At 59.4% G+C, this 15,843-nt stretch carries 15 protein-coding genes and 2 pseudogenes; 11 read left to right on the top strand and 6 right to left on the bottom strand.

Features of this window, described 5'->3' with window-relative positions; translation table 11 throughout:
* The first annotated feature begins 82 nt into the window (after window positions 1-82).
* The 6 genes and pseudogenes from glnA to ntrC all read left to right on the top strand — a co-directional run bounded on the left by glnA (window position 83) and on the right by ntrC (window position 5,989).
* Window positions 83-1,489, top strand: coding sequence for a glutamate--ammonia ligase (gene glnA / locus AB4N76_RS15720; protein ID WP_046031226.1), 1,407 nt, complete (start codon window positions 83-85; stop codon window positions 1,487-1,489).
* Between the two features lie 178 nt (window positions 1,490-1,667).
* Entirely contained in the window at window positions 1,668-2,090 is a 423-nt protein-coding gene (locus AB4N76_RS15715; protein WP_460163231.1) for a cupin domain-containing protein, read from the top strand.
* 25 nt (window positions 2,091-2,115) lie between these two features.
* Window positions 2,116-2,622, top strand: a complete 507-nt coding sequence (locus tag AB4N76_RS15710) for a DUF4124 domain-containing protein (RefSeq protein WP_046031228.1) — start codon at window positions 2,116-2,118, stop codon at window positions 2,620-2,622.
* Window positions 2,619-3,240 (top strand): annotated as a pseudogene (locus tag AB4N76_RS15705) (DUF4124 domain-containing protein). The gene AB4N76_RS15710 and the pseudogene AB4N76_RS15705 overlap by 4 nt, the downstream one beginning before the upstream one ends.
* 230 nt (window positions 3,241-3,470) lie before the next feature.
* Window positions 3,471-4,556, top strand: coding sequence for a nitrogen regulation protein NR(II) (gene glnL, locus AB4N76_RS15700; protein WP_046031230.1), 1,086 nt, complete (start codon window positions 3,471-3,473; stop codon window positions 4,554-4,556).
* The gene (ntrC, locus tag AB4N76_RS15695; protein ID WP_046031231.1) at window positions 4,553-5,989 is read left to right on the top strand and encodes a nitrogen regulation protein NR(I); all 1,437 of its coding nucleotides are present in this window, start codon (window positions 4,553-4,555) and stop codon (window positions 5,987-5,989) included. The genes glnL and ntrC overlap by 4 nt, the downstream gene beginning before the upstream one ends.
* Window positions 5,990-6,532: 543 nt before the next feature.
* On the opposite strand, the gene AB4N76_RS15690 is transcribed toward ntrC, so the two are convergent.
* Window positions 6,533-6,973 (bottom strand): hypothetical protein, encoded by a 441-nt coding sequence (locus AB4N76_RS15690; RefSeq protein WP_460163230.1) that lies wholly within the window; start codon window positions 6,971-6,973, stop codon window positions 6,533-6,535.
* Here AB4N76_RS15690 and trmL point away from each other — a divergent pair.
* Window positions 6,972-7,427, top strand: coding sequence for a tRNA (uridine(34)/cytosine(34)/5-carboxymethylaminomethyluridine(34)-2'-O)-methyltransferase TrmL (gene trmL / locus AB4N76_RS15685; RefSeq protein WP_046031233.1), 456 nt, complete (start codon window positions 6,972-6,974; stop codon window positions 7,425-7,427). The two genes, AB4N76_RS15690 and trmL, sit on opposite strands and share 2 nt — an antisense overlap.
* Before the next feature lie 108 nt (window positions 7,428-7,535).
* On the opposite strand, the gene secB is transcribed toward trmL, so the two are convergent.
* The 3 genes from secB to AB4N76_RS15670 are packed head-to-tail and all read right to left on the bottom strand — an operon-like array spanning window position 7,536 to window position 8,738.
* On the bottom strand, window positions 7,536-8,027 hold the full coding sequence (gene secB, locus AB4N76_RS15680; RefSeq protein WP_046031234.1) for a protein-export chaperone SecB: 492 nt from the start codon (window positions 8,025-8,027) through the stop codon (window positions 7,536-7,538).
* 41 nt (window positions 8,028-8,068) lie between these two features.
* On the bottom strand, window positions 8,069-8,323 hold the full coding sequence (grxC, locus tag AB4N76_RS15675; protein ID WP_008149430.1) for a glutaredoxin 3: 255 nt from the start codon (window positions 8,321-8,323) through the stop codon (window positions 8,069-8,071).
* Between the two features lies 1 nt (window position 8,324).
* Window positions 8,325-8,738 carry a rhodanese-like domain-containing protein gene (locus AB4N76_RS15670; RefSeq protein WP_077432291.1) on the bottom strand — a complete coding sequence of 138 codons (414 nt, stop codon included), beginning with the start codon at window positions 8,736-8,738 and terminating at the stop codon, window positions 8,325-8,327.
* Window positions 8,739-8,890: 152 nt separating this feature from the next.
* Here AB4N76_RS15670 and gpmI point away from each other — a divergent pair, with 152 nt between their 5' ends.
* From gpmI to AB4N76_RS15650, 4 genes and pseudogenes are all read left to right on the top strand, one after another.
* Window positions 8,891-10,420, top strand: coding sequence for a 2,3-bisphosphoglycerate-independent phosphoglycerate mutase (gpmI, locus tag AB4N76_RS15665; RefSeq protein ID WP_077432290.1), 1,530 nt, complete (start codon window positions 8,891-8,893; stop codon window positions 10,418-10,420).
* 250 nt (window positions 10,421-10,670) lie between these two features.
* Window positions 10,671-11,967: pseudogene (locus tag AB4N76_RS15660) on the top strand (murein hydrolase activator EnvC family protein).
* 31 nt (window positions 11,968-11,998) lie between these two features.
* Entirely contained in the window at window positions 11,999-13,318 is a 1,320-nt protein-coding gene (locus AB4N76_RS15655) for a S41 family peptidase (RefSeq protein WP_046031238.1), read from the top strand.
* A gap of 1 nt (window position 13,319) precedes the next feature.
* On the top strand, window positions 13,320-14,096 hold the full coding sequence (locus AB4N76_RS15650) for a divergent polysaccharide deacetylase family protein (RefSeq protein WP_046031239.1): 777 nt from the start codon (window positions 13,320-13,322) through the stop codon (window positions 14,094-14,096).
* A 44-nt stretch (window positions 14,097-14,140) separates the two neighbouring features.
* Here the strand turns inward: AB4N76_RS15650 and AB4N76_RS15645 are convergent, their stop codons facing one another.
* Window positions 14,141-14,896: a substrate-binding periplasmic protein gene (locus tag AB4N76_RS15645; protein ID WP_046031240.1), complete on the bottom strand. Its 756-nt coding sequence runs from the start codon at window positions 14,894-14,896 to the stop codon at window positions 14,141-14,143.
* Window positions 14,897-15,064: 168 nt separating this feature from the next.
* Window positions 15,065-15,835, bottom strand: a complete 771-nt coding sequence (gene hisF / locus AB4N76_RS15640; protein ID WP_007897430.1) for an imidazole glycerol phosphate synthase subunit HisF — start codon at window positions 15,833-15,835, stop codon at window positions 15,065-15,067.
* Window positions 15,836-15,843: the final 8 nt, after the last annotated feature.

Here is a 15,843-nt window from a genome sequence, read left to right as displayed (position 1 = left end):
TGCCTTGGCAGAGTATTCGCGCCGGCATCACCAACATTCTAAGGGCATCCACTACTAAGCCCGAAGCCACCCGGAGGACACTATGTCGAAGTCGGTTCAACTCATCAAAGATCATGACGTCAAGTGGATTGATCTGCGCTTCACAGACACCAAAGGCACTCAGCACCACGTGACCATGCCGGCTCGCGACGCGCTGGATGACGACTTCTTCGAAGTCGGCAAAATGTTCGATGGCTCCTCCATCGCTGGCTGGAAAGGCATCGAAGCCTCCGACATGATCCTGATGCCGGACGACTCCACCGCTGTTCTCGACCCGTTCACCGAAGAGCCGACCCTGATCCTGGTCTGCGACATCATCGAACCTTCGAGCATGCAAGGCTACGACCGCGACCCACGTGCGATCGCCCGCCGCGCCGAAGAACACCTGAAAGCCACCGGTATCGGTGACACCGTGTTCGCTGGTCCAGAGCCAGAGTTCTTCATCTTCGACCAAGTCAAATTCAAGTCCGACATTTCCGGCTCCATGTTCAAGATCTACTCTGAACAAGGTTCGTGGATGTCCGACCAGGACATCGAAGGCGGCAACAAAGGCCACCGTCCAGGCGTCAAAGGCGGCTATTTCCCGGTTCCGCCGTTCGACCACGACCACGAAATCCGTACCTCCATGTGCAACGCACTGGAAGAAATGGGCCTGACCGTCGAAGTTCACCACCATGAAGTGGCGACTGCCGGCCAGAACGAAATCGGCGTCAAGTTCAACACCCTGGTGAAGAAAGCCGACGAAACCCAAACCCTGAAGTACGTCGTGCACAACGTTGCCGATGCCTACGGCCGCACCGCGACCTTCATGCCTAAGCCTCTGTACGGCGACAACGGCTCGGGTATGCACGTACACATGTCCATCTGGAAAGATGGCAAGAACACCTTCGCTGGCGAAGGTTATGCCGGCCTGTCCGACACCGCCCTGTACTTCATCGGCGGTATCATCAAGCACGGTAAGGCCCTGAACGGCTTCACCAACCCGGCTACCAACTCCTACAAGCGTCTGGTTCCAGGCTTCGAAGCTCCAGTGATGCTGGCCTACTCGGCTCGCAACCGTTCCGCTTCGATCCGTATTCCTTACGTGTCGAGCCCGAAAGCCCGCCGTATCGAAGCACGTTTCCCGGATCCGGCTGCCAACCCGTACCTGTGCTTCGCCGCACTGCTGATGGCTGGCCTGGACGGCATCCAGAACAAGATCCACCCTGGCGACGCGGCTGACAAAAACCTGTACGACCTGCCGCCTGAAGAGGCGAAAGAGATCCCACAAGTTTGCGGCAGCCTGAAAGAAGCCCTGGAAGAGCTGGACAAAGGTCGTGCGTTCCTGACCAAAGGCGGCGTTTTCAGCGACGATTTCATCGACGCTTACATCGCCCTGAAAAGCGAAGAAGAAATCAAGGTACGTACCTTCGTACACCCACTGGAATACGAGCTGTACTACAGCTGCTGATCCGGTAGCGCTGCGGCACGCAGCGTGACAAAAAGAGGCCTCCTTCGGGAGGCCTTTTTTGTGGGCGGCTTCCGACAACGAATATCGATTTCTCCTCCCACACACACAGCATCGTCCGGCATCAACCCAGTTGAATGACTCGTAGCCTGTTCACTACCTGCAATCAATGGATGGAATGATGAAAACTTTCCCACTCAAGATGCTACTGGCCGCCTTCACCGCCCTCCCCCTTCTAGGCTGCACCACAAAACCTCCATCGACAGAAATTGAACGAGAAATCCTGCTCAAAAGCAGCCAGTCGTGGGACAACTCGCCTTACATGCGTTACCCGGATGCCGCACCCGAACTGACCGTGCTCAAACTCAAGATACCGGCCAACACCCAACTGCCCTGGCACATCCACGCCATTCCCAATGCGGGCTATATCCTCTCCGGCGAGCTGATTATCGAGAGCAAGGACAGCGGCCAGACCAGACGCGTCAAACAAGGCGAAGCCGTCGCAGAAATGGTCAATATCACCCATCGAGGGGTCACCGGTGATGAACCGGTAGAACTTATTGTGTTCTATGCTGGCAGCGAAGGTATTCCATTGTCGGAGTAAGTCCTTGCTTTAACAGGGAGTCTGAATGCGGCCATTTTTTATGCTTCTGCTGCTGTCTTTCGTTTCTCCCGTGATGGCCCAGATCTACAAGTACACCGACGCCGACGGCAACACTGCCTACAGCAATCAGCCACCCGATGGCGTCAAGGCCCAGCCGGTTGAGTTGCCACCGCTCAATAGCGTGGAACGCCAAGCGCCTCCCGCAATGCCTGATGCCACCAGCAGCGAACAGCCTCGTAGCGCCTACGAGGTGCTGCAATTGACCGGCCTGCCCACCGACGAAGCCTTGCGCGCCAATAACGGCACGTTCACCGTCACGGTGCTGATCAAGCCTCGCTTGCAAACGCCGCATGTGTTGAGGCTGCTGCTGGACGGTCAACCCTACGGCCAACCCAGCAACGTGCCGATCCTGCAACTGGTGAACATCGACCGTGGCGAACACCGCCTGGCGGTGCAGGTACTCAATGGAGAGACCGTGCTTCAGCAAAGTCCGACCGTGACGCTCACCGTACAAAGGGTGCATAAGTCATGAGTCGGTGGCTGCTGGTGGCCTGGCTGATCGCCCTTCCTGTGTCGGCCGAGGTGTTCACTTACATCGACGCCCAGGGCAACCGCACCTTCACCGACCAGCCGACGCACGGCAACGCCAAACGTGTGCCATTGGCAACCAGCAACCGCATGGCCGCCCACCCTACCGCTGCACAGCCGTTGTTGTCGGCGAACCCGCCCGAAGAACAGCCGCTGTTTCACTACGACATGCTCCGCATACTGGTACCCGAACCGGACGCGACGATCCGTAGCAGTGCTGGCGAAATCATCGTCAGTGTCACCAACGAACCCGGCCTGCAACCGGGTCATCGCTACCGGCTGCTGCTTGATGGCCAACCCACTGCCGAACCCGGCTTCAGCCCTGTATTCCCGCTGAGCAATATCGATCGCGGCACGCACAACCTGTCCGTGGAAATCCTCGATGAGCAAGGCCGTACTGTCGAACGCACGGCTAACCAGCCATTTCACATGCAGCGAACCTCCCCTCGCGCAAAAACGCCAGGTCAAACCCTGCACCCTCACCGACTACGGCCAACGACCGGAATGCCCGCTCAAAGACAAACCGGCAGAAGAAAAAAATCCGTTCTTGCGTTTGTTCTAACGTCGTTCAGGTTTGCGCACTATATTGGTGCAATAGGTTGCACCGTTCCCACATCGCAACCCATTTTGGTTCGAAAGTACCCGCGAAAGCTGGCAGAACGCCACGCAAACGAGCTTCAAACGTCCGTTTCAGGGGTTAAACGCTTCTTTTCGGAGCCTTGGTTTGGTTTTTGCATTTTCCCCGCATCAGCGCTTGTTTCGTGCGCACGCTCCGCCCCAGAAGAGGTCCCGATGACCATTAGCGACGCACTACACCGTTTGCTACTCGACAACCTCACCACTGCCACCATCCTGCTCGACGCCGAACTGCGCCTTGAGTACATGAACCCGGCGGCGGAGATGCTGCTGGCCATCAGCGGCCAGCGTAGCCATGGGCAGTTCATCAGCGAGTTGTTCACCGAATCCACCGAAGCGTTGAATTCCCTGCGCCAGGCCGTCGAGCAGGCGCACCCCTTTACCAAGCGCGAAGCGATGCTCACCGCCCTCACCGGCCAGACATTGACCGTCGACTACGCCGTAACGCCGATCCTGGCCAACGGCGCCACCCTGCTGTTGCTGGAAGTCCACCCGCGTGATCGCTTGTTGCGCATCACCAAGGAAGAGGCGCAGTTGTCGAAGCAGGAAACCAGCAAGATGCTGGTGCGCGGCCTCGCTCACGAGATCAAGAACCCGCTGGGCGGGATTCGCGGCGCGGCGCAATTGCTCGCCCGCGAACTGCCGGAAGAAAGCCTGCGCGACTACACCAACGTCATCATTGAAGAAGCCGATCGCCTGCGAAACCTCGTCGACCGCATGCTCGGCTCGAACAAGCTGCCCTCGCTGGCCATGTGCAACGTCCACGAAGTGCTGGAGCGCGTGTGTCATCTGGTGGAAGCGGAAAGCCAGGGTTGCATCACCTTGGTGCGCGACTACGACCCGAGCATTCCCGACGTGTTAATCGATCGCGAACAAATGATTCAGGCCGTCCTGAACATCGTGCGCAACGCGATGCAAGCCATCAGCAGCCAGAACGAACTGCGCCTGGGTCGCATCAGCCTGCGCACCCGCGCCATGCGCCAGTTCACCATCGGCCATGTGCGCCATCGCCTGGTGACCAAGATCGAGATCATCGACAACGGTCCGGGCATTCCTGTGGAACTTCAGGAAACCATTTTCTTTCCCATGGTCAGCGGTCGTCCGGACGGTACCGGGCTGGGGCTGGCCATTACCCAGAACATCATCAGCCAGCACCAGGGCTTGATCGAATGTGACAGCCACCCAGGCCACACCACTTTCTCGATCTTTCTGCCACTGGAACAAGGAGCCACATCGACATGAGCCGTAGTGAAACCGTGTGGATCGTCGATGACGACCGTTCTATCCGTTGGGTCCTGGAAAAAGCCTTGCAACAGGAAGGCATGACTACGCAAAGCTTTGACAGTGCCGATGGCGTGATGAGTCGCCTGGCGCGCCAGCAGCCGGATGTGATCATCTCTGACATCCGCATGCCGGGTGCCAGTGGCCTGGACCTGCTGGCACGGATCCGCGAGCAACATCCACGGCTGCCGGTGATCATCATGACGGCTCACTCTGATCTGGACAGCGCTGTCGCGTCCTATCAGGGTGGCGCTTTTGAGTACCTGCCCAAGCCATTCGATGTCGATGAAGCCGTCTCCCTGGTCAAGCGCGCCAATCAGCACGCCCAAGAACAGCAAGGCCTGGAAGTCGCGCCAACCCTGACGCGTACCCCGGAAATCATCGGTGAAGCGCCGGCCATGCAGGAAGTGTTTCGCGCCATCGGGCGCTTGAGCCACTCCAACATCACCGTGTTGATCAATGGCGAATCCGGTACCGGTAAAGAACTGGTAGCCCACGCGCTGCACCGCCACAGCCCACGGGCCGCCTCGCCGTTCATCGCGCTGAACATGGCGGCCATTCCAAAAGACTTGATGGAATCAGAGCTGTTCGGCCACGAGAAAGGCGCGTTCACCGGCGCGGCCAACTTGCGTCGCGGCCGTTTCGAGCAGGCTGACGGCGGCACGCTGTTCCTTGATGAAATCGGCGACATGCCGGCCGACACTCAGACGCGCTTGCTGCGTGTATTGGCCGACGGCGAGTTCTATCGCGTGGGCGGTCATGTGCCGGTGAAGGTCGATGTGCGAATCATCGCCGCGACTCACCAGAATCTGGAAACCCTGGTGCATGCCGGGAAATTCCGTGAGGACTTGTTCCATCGCCTCAACGTGATCCGCATCCACATTCCGCGCCTGTCGGACCGTCGTGAAGACATCCCGACGCTGGCCAAGCACTTCCTCAGCCGCGCCGCGCAAGAACTGGCAGTCGAGCCGAAGCTGCTGAAAAGCGAAACCGAGGAATACCTGAAAAATCTGCCGTGGGGCGGCAACGTGCGCCAGCTGGAGAACACCTGCCGCTGGATTACGGTGATGGCCTCCGGTCGCGAAGTCCACATCAGCGACCTGCCGCCCGAGCTGCTGAGCCTGCCGCAAGATTCGGCGCCGGTGACCAACTGGGAGCAAGCGCTGCGCCAGTGGGCCGATCAGGCGCTGGCGCGTGGTCAGTCAAGCCTGCTCGACAGCGCCGTGCCGGCCTTCGAACGGATCATGATCGAAACCGCGCTCAAACACACCGCCGGCCGCCGCCGCGATGCTGCCGTTTTGCTGGGCTGGGGTCGCAATACCCTGACGCGCAAGATCAAGGAATTGGGAATGAAGGTTGATGGCGGAGATGATGACGAGGGGGATGAGGGCTAAGCAGCTTTAGTTCTTCACTGACTGTTACATCCAATCGCGGGCAAGCCTTGCTCCTACCGGTCATACGCCAATTTTGACATTGCGCATGACCGGTAGGAGCAAGGCTTGCCCGCGATGCTTTTAGGGGCCTGGTGCACCGTGGCAATGCACCGTGAACCGCAATCGCGCACAAAGACTGATTCACAACCTCGCATTTTTTCGCAATTGAACCCCACTCGAAAAAACACGAAAGCCCCGAAATACGGGGCTTTGCGCGTTCAAGGACGGCTTTCTGTACCAAATTGTTAAAACCTGGCACGCCCCCTGCAATAGTCCATTCAGTGATTCGGTTCACTACCCGGTTTCGGGGACCTTGGTACAGGCAGGCCGGGGATTCCCCTCTTTAACATCGGGCTCACACCGCACAAGCGACGAGCCCAAACAGTTTTGGGGCCCTTGATACAGGCAGGTCAGGGGTTCCTTCTTTACACCGGGCTCACGACGCAATGCGCGAGCCCTGCCGTTTTGGGAACCTTGGTACAGGCAGGCCGGGGATTCCCTCTTTTATTGCTCCCGGAGATGGATCTCCAGCCGCCAGCGGTCATCGACTTCGCTACCGGCCCATTCGCCTTGCAGCGGCCGGGCGGCCACTACCGACAGCAACAACCCCCCATCACTCAAACGCACCCGCCAGTTGACGCTTTTGTCGCCGAGCCTGAGCTGACCTTTCTGCGCCTTGCCCTCAGCCTCGAACAGCAGCGCGAGACTACCGTCCACGAACTCGCCGTGGCTCTTGGGTTCGTTGTTGAACCACGCCACCAGCCCGTCGCTTGTGACCTCGACCTGCTGCAAAACAGCCGGGTCGGGCGCGGTCAGGCGACCGATCATCAGCCCCACCATCATTCCGACAATCGCCAGCGAACCAAGCACTCGCGGGAATAGTTTCGAACGCGGGTCCTTTGGCGGCGTAGAATGCCCGTCATCTTTACCTTCGGAGCCGTGCATGTTTCACGTCATCCTTTTTCAACCAGAAATTCCGCCGAATACCGGCAACGTTATCAGGCTGTGCGCCAACAGTGGCTGCCACCTGCATTTGATCGAACCGCTAGGCTTCGAGATGGACGACAAGCGCCTGCGCCGGGCCGGTCTCGATTACCACGAGTATGCCACCCTGCAACGTCACGCAGACCTCGCCAGTTGCCTGGAGAGCCTCGGTCATCCTCGGCTGTTCGCCTTCACCACCAAGGGCTCGCGGCCCTTCCACGATGCCAGCTTCGCCGAGGGCGACGCCTTTCTGTTCGGCCCGGAAAGCCGCGGCTTGCCGGCCGACGTGCTCGACGCCTTGCCTGCGGAACAGCGCCTGCGCTTACCGATGCGTGAAGGCTGTCGCAGCCTGAACCTGTCGAACACCGTGGCGGTCGCCGTGTACGAAGCGTGGCGCCAGAACGGCTTCAAGTAACCCCAAGATCATTTTCGCCGGACAGAAACAATCGCGGGCAAGCCCGCTCCCACAGGTTTCGCACAACCCTGTGGGAGCGGGCTTGCCCGCGATTTTCAGCAGCGCCGTTTATTGAACGGTCGGCGTCTCGCCCGCAGCCTGCATGCGCTGCAGCTCTTGCGCATACAGCGCGTCGAAGTTCACTGGCGCCAGCATCAGGGCCGGGAACGAGCCACGGGTGACCAGGCTGTCCAGGGTTTCACGAGCGTACGGGAACAGGATGTTCGGGCAGAACGCGCCGAGGGTGTGGCTCATCGAAGCGTCGTCCAGGTTCTTGATCAGGAAGATCCCGGCCTGTTGCACTTCAGCAATGAACGCCACTTCGCCGTTTTCACCGTTCTTCACGGTAACCGACAGGGTCAGCACGACCTCGTGGAAGTCACCTTCCAGGGTCTTTTGACGAGTGTTCAGATCCAGACCGACGCTCGGTTCCCACTGCTGGCGGAAAATTGCCGGGCTTTTCGGGGCTTCGAAGGACAAGTCGCGTACGTAGATGCGCTGCAAGGAGAATTGCGGTGCGGTTTCTTCTTCGCTAGCTGCAGTGTTCTGTTGGTCAGTCATCTCAGATCCTTTCTGATCTTGGGGTCTTATAGGGAAGGCATTCAGGCCTTGAGCATTGCGTCGAGCTTACCGGCGCGCTCAAGGGCAAACAAATCATCACAACCGCCCACGTGGGTGCTGCCGATCCAGATCTGCGGCACGGACGTACGTCCGGCTTTCTGGGCCATGGCGGCGCGCACCTGCGGCTTGCCATCGACCTTGATCTCTTCGAAGGCCACACCTTTGTTCTCGAGCAGGTACTTGGCTCGCGAACAGTAAGGGCAGTAATCGCTGGAGTAGACGACGACGTTGCTCATATCACTTCACCAGCGGCAGGTTGTCGCCCTTCCAGCTGGAAATACCACCGGAGAGCTTGGCGGCGGTGAAGCCGGATTTCATCAGCTCGCGGGCGTGCGTACCGGCGGTCTGGCCCATGGCGTCGACCAGGATAATGGTCTTGGCCTTGTGCTTTTCCAGTTCGCCGATGCGAGCGGTCAGTTTGTCGTGAGGAATGTTCACCGCGCCAACGATGTGACCAGCGGCAAAGTCCTTGGTCGACCGAATGTCGATCACAACGCCCGCGTCCTTGTTGACCAGCCCGGTCAGTTCACCGGTGCTCAGGCTACGGCCGCCGCCTTGCATTTGATAGGCAATCAGCGACGCCAGCAGTACGACGAAGATACCGACAAGAATGTAGTGGTTAGTGGCAAATTCAATCAGGTGAGCAACCATCGAAGGAGGTTCCAGGGCGTTAAAATGTCGGCCAGTATACACAGCCACTATGGTGGGCCAAACCCCGTCCGGCGGTGACGTGGCCGGAACTTCGCTTTAAACTGCCACTCCCTTTTCCATCGCCCTCTTTTAACTTGAGCCAGAGTGAATCCATGACTACCACGCCTAAACCTTTGGTCCTGATTATTCTCGATGGCTTCGGTCACAGTGAGAGCCCTGAATCCAATGCCATCTTTGCGGCCAAGAAGCCCGTGCTGGACCGTCTGTGGGCCACCGTGCCGAACGGCCTGATCTCCGGCAGTGGCATGGACGTCGGCCTGCCGGACGGCCAGATGGGCAACTCCGAAGTCGGCCACATGAACCTCGGCGCCGGCCGCGTGGTGTATCAGGACTTCACGCGCGTGACCAAATCGATCCGTGACGGCGAGTTCTTCGAGAACCCGACCATCTGCGCCGCCGTGGACAAAGCCGTCGCTGCCGGCAAAGCCGTGCATTTCATGGGCCTGCTGTCCGATGGCGGCGTTCACAGCCACCAGGACCACCTCATCGCCATGGCGGAACTGGCATTCAAGCGCGGCGCCGAGAAAATCTACCTGCACGCCTTCCTCGACGGTCGCGACACCCCGCCTAAAAGCGCACAGTCGTCCATCGAATTGCTCGACGCCAGCTTCCAGGCGCTGGGCAAAGGCCGGATCGCCAGCATCATTGGCCGTTACTTCGCCATGGACCGCGATAATCGTTGGGACCGCGTGGCCCAGGCCTACAACCTGATTGTCGACGGCAACGGCGAATTCAACGCCGCCACCGCCCAGGAAGGCCTGCAAGCCGCTTACGAGCGTGGCGAGAGCGACGAATTCGTCAAAGCCACCTCCATCGGTGAGCCGGTAAAAGTAGAAGACGGCGACGCCGTGGTGTTCATGAACTTCCGCGCTGACCGCGCCCGTGAACTGACTCGCGTGTTCGTCGAAGACGGTTTCAACGAGTTCGAACGCAGCCGTCAGCCGAAACTGGCCGGCTTCGTCATGCTGACCCAATACGCCGCCAGCATCCCTGCGCCGTCGGCGTTTGCCGCGGGCAGCCTGGAAAACGTGCTGGGCGACTACCTGGCAAAAAACGGCAAAACTCAATTGCGCATCGCTGAAACCGAGAAGTACGCCCACGTGACCTTCTTCTTCTCCGGCGGTCGCGAAGAACCGTTCCCGGGCGAAGAACGTATCCTGATCCCGTCGCCAAAAGTCGCTACCTATGACTTGCAGCCGGAAATGAGCGCACCTGAAGTCACCGACCGCATCGTCGATGCCATCGAAAACCAGCGTTACGACGTGATCGTGGTCAACTACGCCAACGGCGACATGGTCGGCCACAGCGGCGTGTTCGAAGCAGCGGTCAAGGCAGTGGAATGCCTGGACCAGTGCGTCGGCCGCGTCGTCGATGCGCTGGAAAAAGTCGGCGGCGAAGCGCTGATCACCGCTGACCACGGCAACGTCGAGCAAATGTCCGATGAAACCACTGGCCAGGCACACACCGCCCACACCACCGAGCCGGTACCTTTCATCTATTTCGGCAAGCGAGACCTGAAGGTTCGCGAAGGCGGCGTCCTGGCGGATGTAGCGCCGACCATGCTGAAGTTGCTGGGCCTGGAACAACCGGCGGAAATGACCGGGACTTCGATTCTGGTGTAATCAAACCTCCAAACACCAAAAAACCTGTAGGAGCGGGCTTGCCCGCGATAGCAATCTGACCGCCAACATACATATTGAATGGTCGAAAGCTATCGCGGGCAAGCTCGCTCCCACAGTGGTTTGTGGTGGTTTTAAAGATTATTTGCAGATGTATCCCAGCCCAGTTATCACACAGTCCCAATTGGGCATTTTTTTTGCCACGCTTGGCGGGCATACTAGGCCGTCCCTTTCCCTGGTGCCGCCCGCCTCTATGCTTCGCGTCCTGATAGCCCTCGCACTGACTTGCCTGCTCCAACCGGCTTTTGCTGACGAGCGCGAGCAAACCCAACAACAGTTGGACGCCACGCGTCAGGACATTGCCGAGCTGAAAAAACTGCTGGGCAAGTTGCAGGAAGAGAAATCCGGTGTTCAAAAAGAACTCAAAGGCACCGAAACCGAAATGGGCAAGCTCGAGAAGCAGGTCGATGCCCTGCAAAAAGAGCTGAAGAAAAGCGAATCCGAGCTGCAGCGACTCGATGCGGAGAAAAAAACTCCAGAGCGCGCGCATTGAACAGCAACGACTGATCGCCATCCAGGCCCGTGCGGCCTATCAAAATGGCCGTCAGGAGTATTTGAAGCTACTGCTGAACCAGCAAAACCCGGAAAAATTCGCCCGCACCCTCACCTATTACGATTACCTGAGCCAGGCGCGCCTGGAGCAGCTGAAGAATTTCAACGAAACCCTGCGCCAACTGGCCAATGTCGAAAAAGACATTGCCGCGCAGCAGGCGCAATTGCTGGTGCAGAAGAGCAGCCTCGACAGCCAGCGTGACGAACTCGATAAAGTCCGTCAGGAGCGCCAGAAAGTCCTGGCCAAGCTCAGCGACGACGTAAAGGCTCGCGACCAGAAACTGGCATCCCGCGAGCAGGATCAGGCAGACCTGTCTAAAGTCCTTAAAACCATTGAAGAAACCTTGGCTCGCCAGGCCCGTGAGGCAGAAGAAGCGCGGCAAAAAGCGCTGATCGCCCAGCAGGAAGCCGAAAAAAAGCGTTTACGTGAGGCGCAGGCTGCAGCAGATGCAGAGACTACCGACGCCCCACGCAAACCGGTTAAATCGACACCCGGCGCTCTGGTTTCAAGTTCCGGCGAGACCTTTGGCGGCCCTTTCGCGTCAACCCGGGGAAAACTTCCCTGGCCAGTTGATGGTCGACTGCTGGCACGTTTCGGTGAAACCCGTGGCGACGACGCCCGCACCAAGTGGGACGGCGTGATGATCAGCGCCTCCGCCGGCAGCCAGGTGCATGCCGTGCACGGCGGTCGCGTGGTGTTTGCCGACTGGTTGCGGGGCGCCGGGCTGCTGGTGATTCTCGACCACGGCAACGGTTTTTTGAGTCTTTATGGTCACAACCAGACGCTGCTCAAGTCTGCGGGTGACGTCGTAAAAGCCGGTGAGTCCATCTCCACTGTCGGCAACAGTGGCGGGCAGGACACACCAGCGCTGTATTTCGCTATTCGTCAGCAGGGTCACCCGAGTGATCCGGCGCAATGGTGCCGCGCGCAAGGATAAGCGTGCCGCCTAATTCAGGAGTTCGTTAGACATGCTGCATTTGTCCCGCCTTACCTCGCTGGCCCTGACGATCGCCCTGGTGATCGGCGCGCCTCTGGCGTTCGCCGCTCAGCCGGCCCCGGCAGTCGCGCCTGCGGGCACTGCCGCGACGACCAAGGCGCCGTTGCCGCTAGAAGAACTGCGCACCTTTGCCGAGGTCATGGACCGGATCAAGGCTGCCTATGTCGAACCGGTGGACGACAAGACCCTGCTTGAAAACGCGATCAAAGGCATGCTCAGCAACCTCGACCCACACTCCGCCTACCTGGGCCCGGAAGACTTCGCCGAGTTGCAGGAAAGCACCAGCGGTGAATTCGGCGGTCTGGGCATCGAAGTCGGCGCCGAAGACGGTTTCATCAAGGTGGTTTCGCCGATCGATGACACCCCGGCCTCCAAGGCGGGTATTCAGGCCGGCGACTTCATCGTCAAAATCAACGGCCAGCCGACTCGCGGCCAGAGCATGACCGAAGCCGTGGACAAGATGCGCGGCAAGATCGGCCAGAAAATCACCCTGACCCTGGTGCGCGATGGCGGCCCGCCGTTCGACGTGACCCTGGCCCGCGCCATCATTCAAGTGAAGAGCGTGAAGTCGCAGTTGCTGGAATCCGGCTATGGCTACATCCGCATCACTCAGTTCCAGGTCAAGACCGGCGAAGAGGTTTCCCAGGCCCTGACCAAGCTGCGCAAGGAAAACGGCAAGAAGCTCAAAGGCATCATCCTCGACCTGCGCAACAACCCGGGCGGGGTGCTGCAGTCCGCGGTGGAAGTGGTCGATCACTTCATCACCAAGGGCTTGATCGTCTACACGAAGGGCCGTATCGCCAACTCCGAACTGCGCTTCAATGCGACGGGCAAGGACGAAAGCGAAGCCGTGCCAATGGTCGTGCTGATCAACGGCGGCAGTGCCTCGGCCTCGGAGATTGTTGCTGGCGCCTTGCAGGACCAGAAGCGTGCCGTGGTGATGGGTACCACCAGTTTCGGCAAAGGCTCGGTGCAAACCGTGCTGCCACTGAACAACGATCGCGCACTGAAGATCACCACCGCGCTGTACTTCACGCCCAATGGCCGCTCGATCCAGGCCCAGGGCATCGTTCCAGACATCGAAGTGCGCAAGGCCAAGATCACTAACGAGCAGGACGGCGAATACTTCAAGGAAGCCGACCTGCAAGGTCACCTGGGTAATGGCAACGGCGGCGCCGACAAACCGACCAGCTCCAGCGGCAAACCCAAGGCCATGCCGCAGGATGATGATTACCAGTTGGCCCAGGCCTTGAGCCTGCTCAAAGGGTTGAGCATCACCTCCGGCCGCTGAGATGTTCCAGCGGTTTATCCTGGGGCTGTGTCTCTGCCTGGCGGGTGCTGTTCACGCAGCGCCCGTCGAAACGCCTTCTCAAAAAGCCTACCTGAGCCTGATCATCGACGACCTGGGGCAGAACCTGCCCCGGGATCGCCGCGTGCTCGCCCTGCCCGGCCCGGTGACCACGGCGATCATGCCCGACACCCCCCATGCCACCGAGTTCGCCCGCGAAGCCCATCGCGCCGGCAAAATCGTGATCCTGCACATGCCCATGGACCCGGCGACCGGCCCGTTCGCCTGGCATCCTGACTTGCCCATCGAGGAGCTGGAAAAGCGCCTGAATGCGGCGTTCAAGGTTGTGCCTTACACCGCCGGGATCAACAACCACATGGGCAGCCGGATGACTGCCCAACCGGCCGCCATGGCCTGGTTGATGGCGGACTTGCAGCAGCGCCACAAATTCTTCGTCGACAGTCGTACCAGCGCGCAAACCGTTGCCGCCGCCCAGGCACAGAAAATTGGCTTGGCGAGCGTATCGCGGGATGTGTTTCTGGATGATGAGCGAACCGAGGCGGCGATTTTCACGCAGCTGCAAACGGCGATCAATCTGGCGCGAAAGCAGGGATCGGCGGTGATGATCGGGCATCCGTACCCGCAGACGCTGGCGGTGCTGGAGCGGGAGTTGCCGAAGCTGAAAGCTCAGGGAATCGAGTGGATTGATATCAAGCAGATGATCAGCGTGCGCGGCAATCGGGCGACAGCGGCTCATGGCAAGGACGGCGTGTACCGTTGAAGCGGGATCGTTCCCACGCTCTGCGTGGGAACGATCAGTGCCCCCTAGAGATACCGCGCCATGATCTCGTCCACCTTGCCTTCTTTACGCAACTGATCCAGCGCAGCCTGCAGTTTGGCCACCGTTTCGTCCGGCACTTCTTTGTTCAGTGCCAGATACAGCTCGGCGCTGTTGAAGCGCAGAACGGTCTTGAGCCCGCTCACACCTTCCTGACGCGCCAGATAACGCCCGGCCGGATCACCGGTGGCCCACAGATCGATCTGGCCGCTGACCAGCTTCTTCGCGTTGTCCTGATCGCGCAGGACCACCACCGGTTTCAAGCCTTGCTTGGCCAGTGTCATGGCAATCGCGTCGCCTTTGTAAGCGCCGATTTTGTACTTTCGCGCGTCATCCAGGGTTTCGAGGGTGATAGTGCTGTCAGCCTTGGCCAGCATGATCCAGTCGTCCGGACCGATCGGCCCGACCCACTTGAAGAGTCTCTCGCGGTCCGGCAACCGCGCCATCACGAATGCACCGTAACCGGGGTTTTCCAGCGCGAGTTTGTAGACCCGCTCCCAAGGGAAGCGCAGCGTCAGGCTGTAGGTAACATCGGCACGCTTGAACATCTCGCGGACGATGTCCACGGCGATGCCATCGATATTCTCGCCCTGAGCAAAGTTTTTGCCGTTCTTGGCCATGTTGTAGGGCGGGAAATTTTCTGTCAGCAACACCAGGTCGGTGCCGGGACTTTCTGCGGCACGCACTCCATTGATAAACAACAGGGAGGCGCTGGCGAGGACTAGAAGAAGGCGTTTGAGCATGTCTGGCTACCGAAATCCATGGCGTACCCAAGAGTGCCTTGAGCCCGCCATGATGTCCACTGGCCTGTATCGTTTGTTTAGGCGCTATACGAAAACTCGTCGAGCGGCGATCAAGCAAACTCGCTTTCAATACAGCATGATCGTCGCGAAGGCAGTTTTCGTAGGAGCCTAACGCATCACGATGCCGCGATGAGCCATGTAGGCCTTGGCTTCCTGCACGGTGTATTCGCCGAAGTGGAAAATACTCGCCGCCAATACCGCGCTGGCGTGGCCTTCGAGGATGCCGTCTGCCAAGTGCTGCAAGTTGCCGACACCGCCGGATGCGATCACCGGAATGCCCAGCGCGTCGCTGATGGCGCGAGTGACGCCGAGGTCAAAACCGTTTTTCATGCCGTCCTGATCCATGCTGGTCAGCAGGATTTCGCCAGCGCCCAGGCCTTCCATCTTCTTCGCCCATTCAACGGCGTCGAGCCCGGTTGGCTTGCGGCCGCCGTGGGTGAAGATTTCCCAGCGAGGGGTTTCGCCAGGTCCCGAGACCTTCTTCGCGTCGATGGCGACGACAATGCACTGCGAACCGAAATGCTGCGCGGCTTCACCGACAAACTCCGGGTTGAACACCGCCGCGGTGTTGATCGAAACCTTGTCCGCACCGGCATTGAGCAGGTTGCGAATGTCCTGCACGGTACGCACGCCACCGCCCACGGTCAGCGGAATGAACACCTGGCTGGCCATGCGCTCGACGGTGTGCAGTGTGGTGTCGCGACCGTCGACGCTGGCGGTGATGTCGAGAAAGGTAATCTCGTCGGCACCTTGCTCGTCATAACGACGGGCGATTTCCACCGGGTCGCCGGCGTCGCGAATGTTCTCGAACTTCACACCTTTAACGACCCGGCCGTTGTCCACGTCCAGGCAAGGGATGATGCGTTTGGCCAGCGCCATGGTCAGTC

The organism is Pseudomonas sp. S2_F03 (assembly GCF_054668335.1).
The sequence above is the reverse complement of the archived record's forward strand: the minus strand, read 5'-3'. Positions and strand labels throughout refer to the sequence as shown.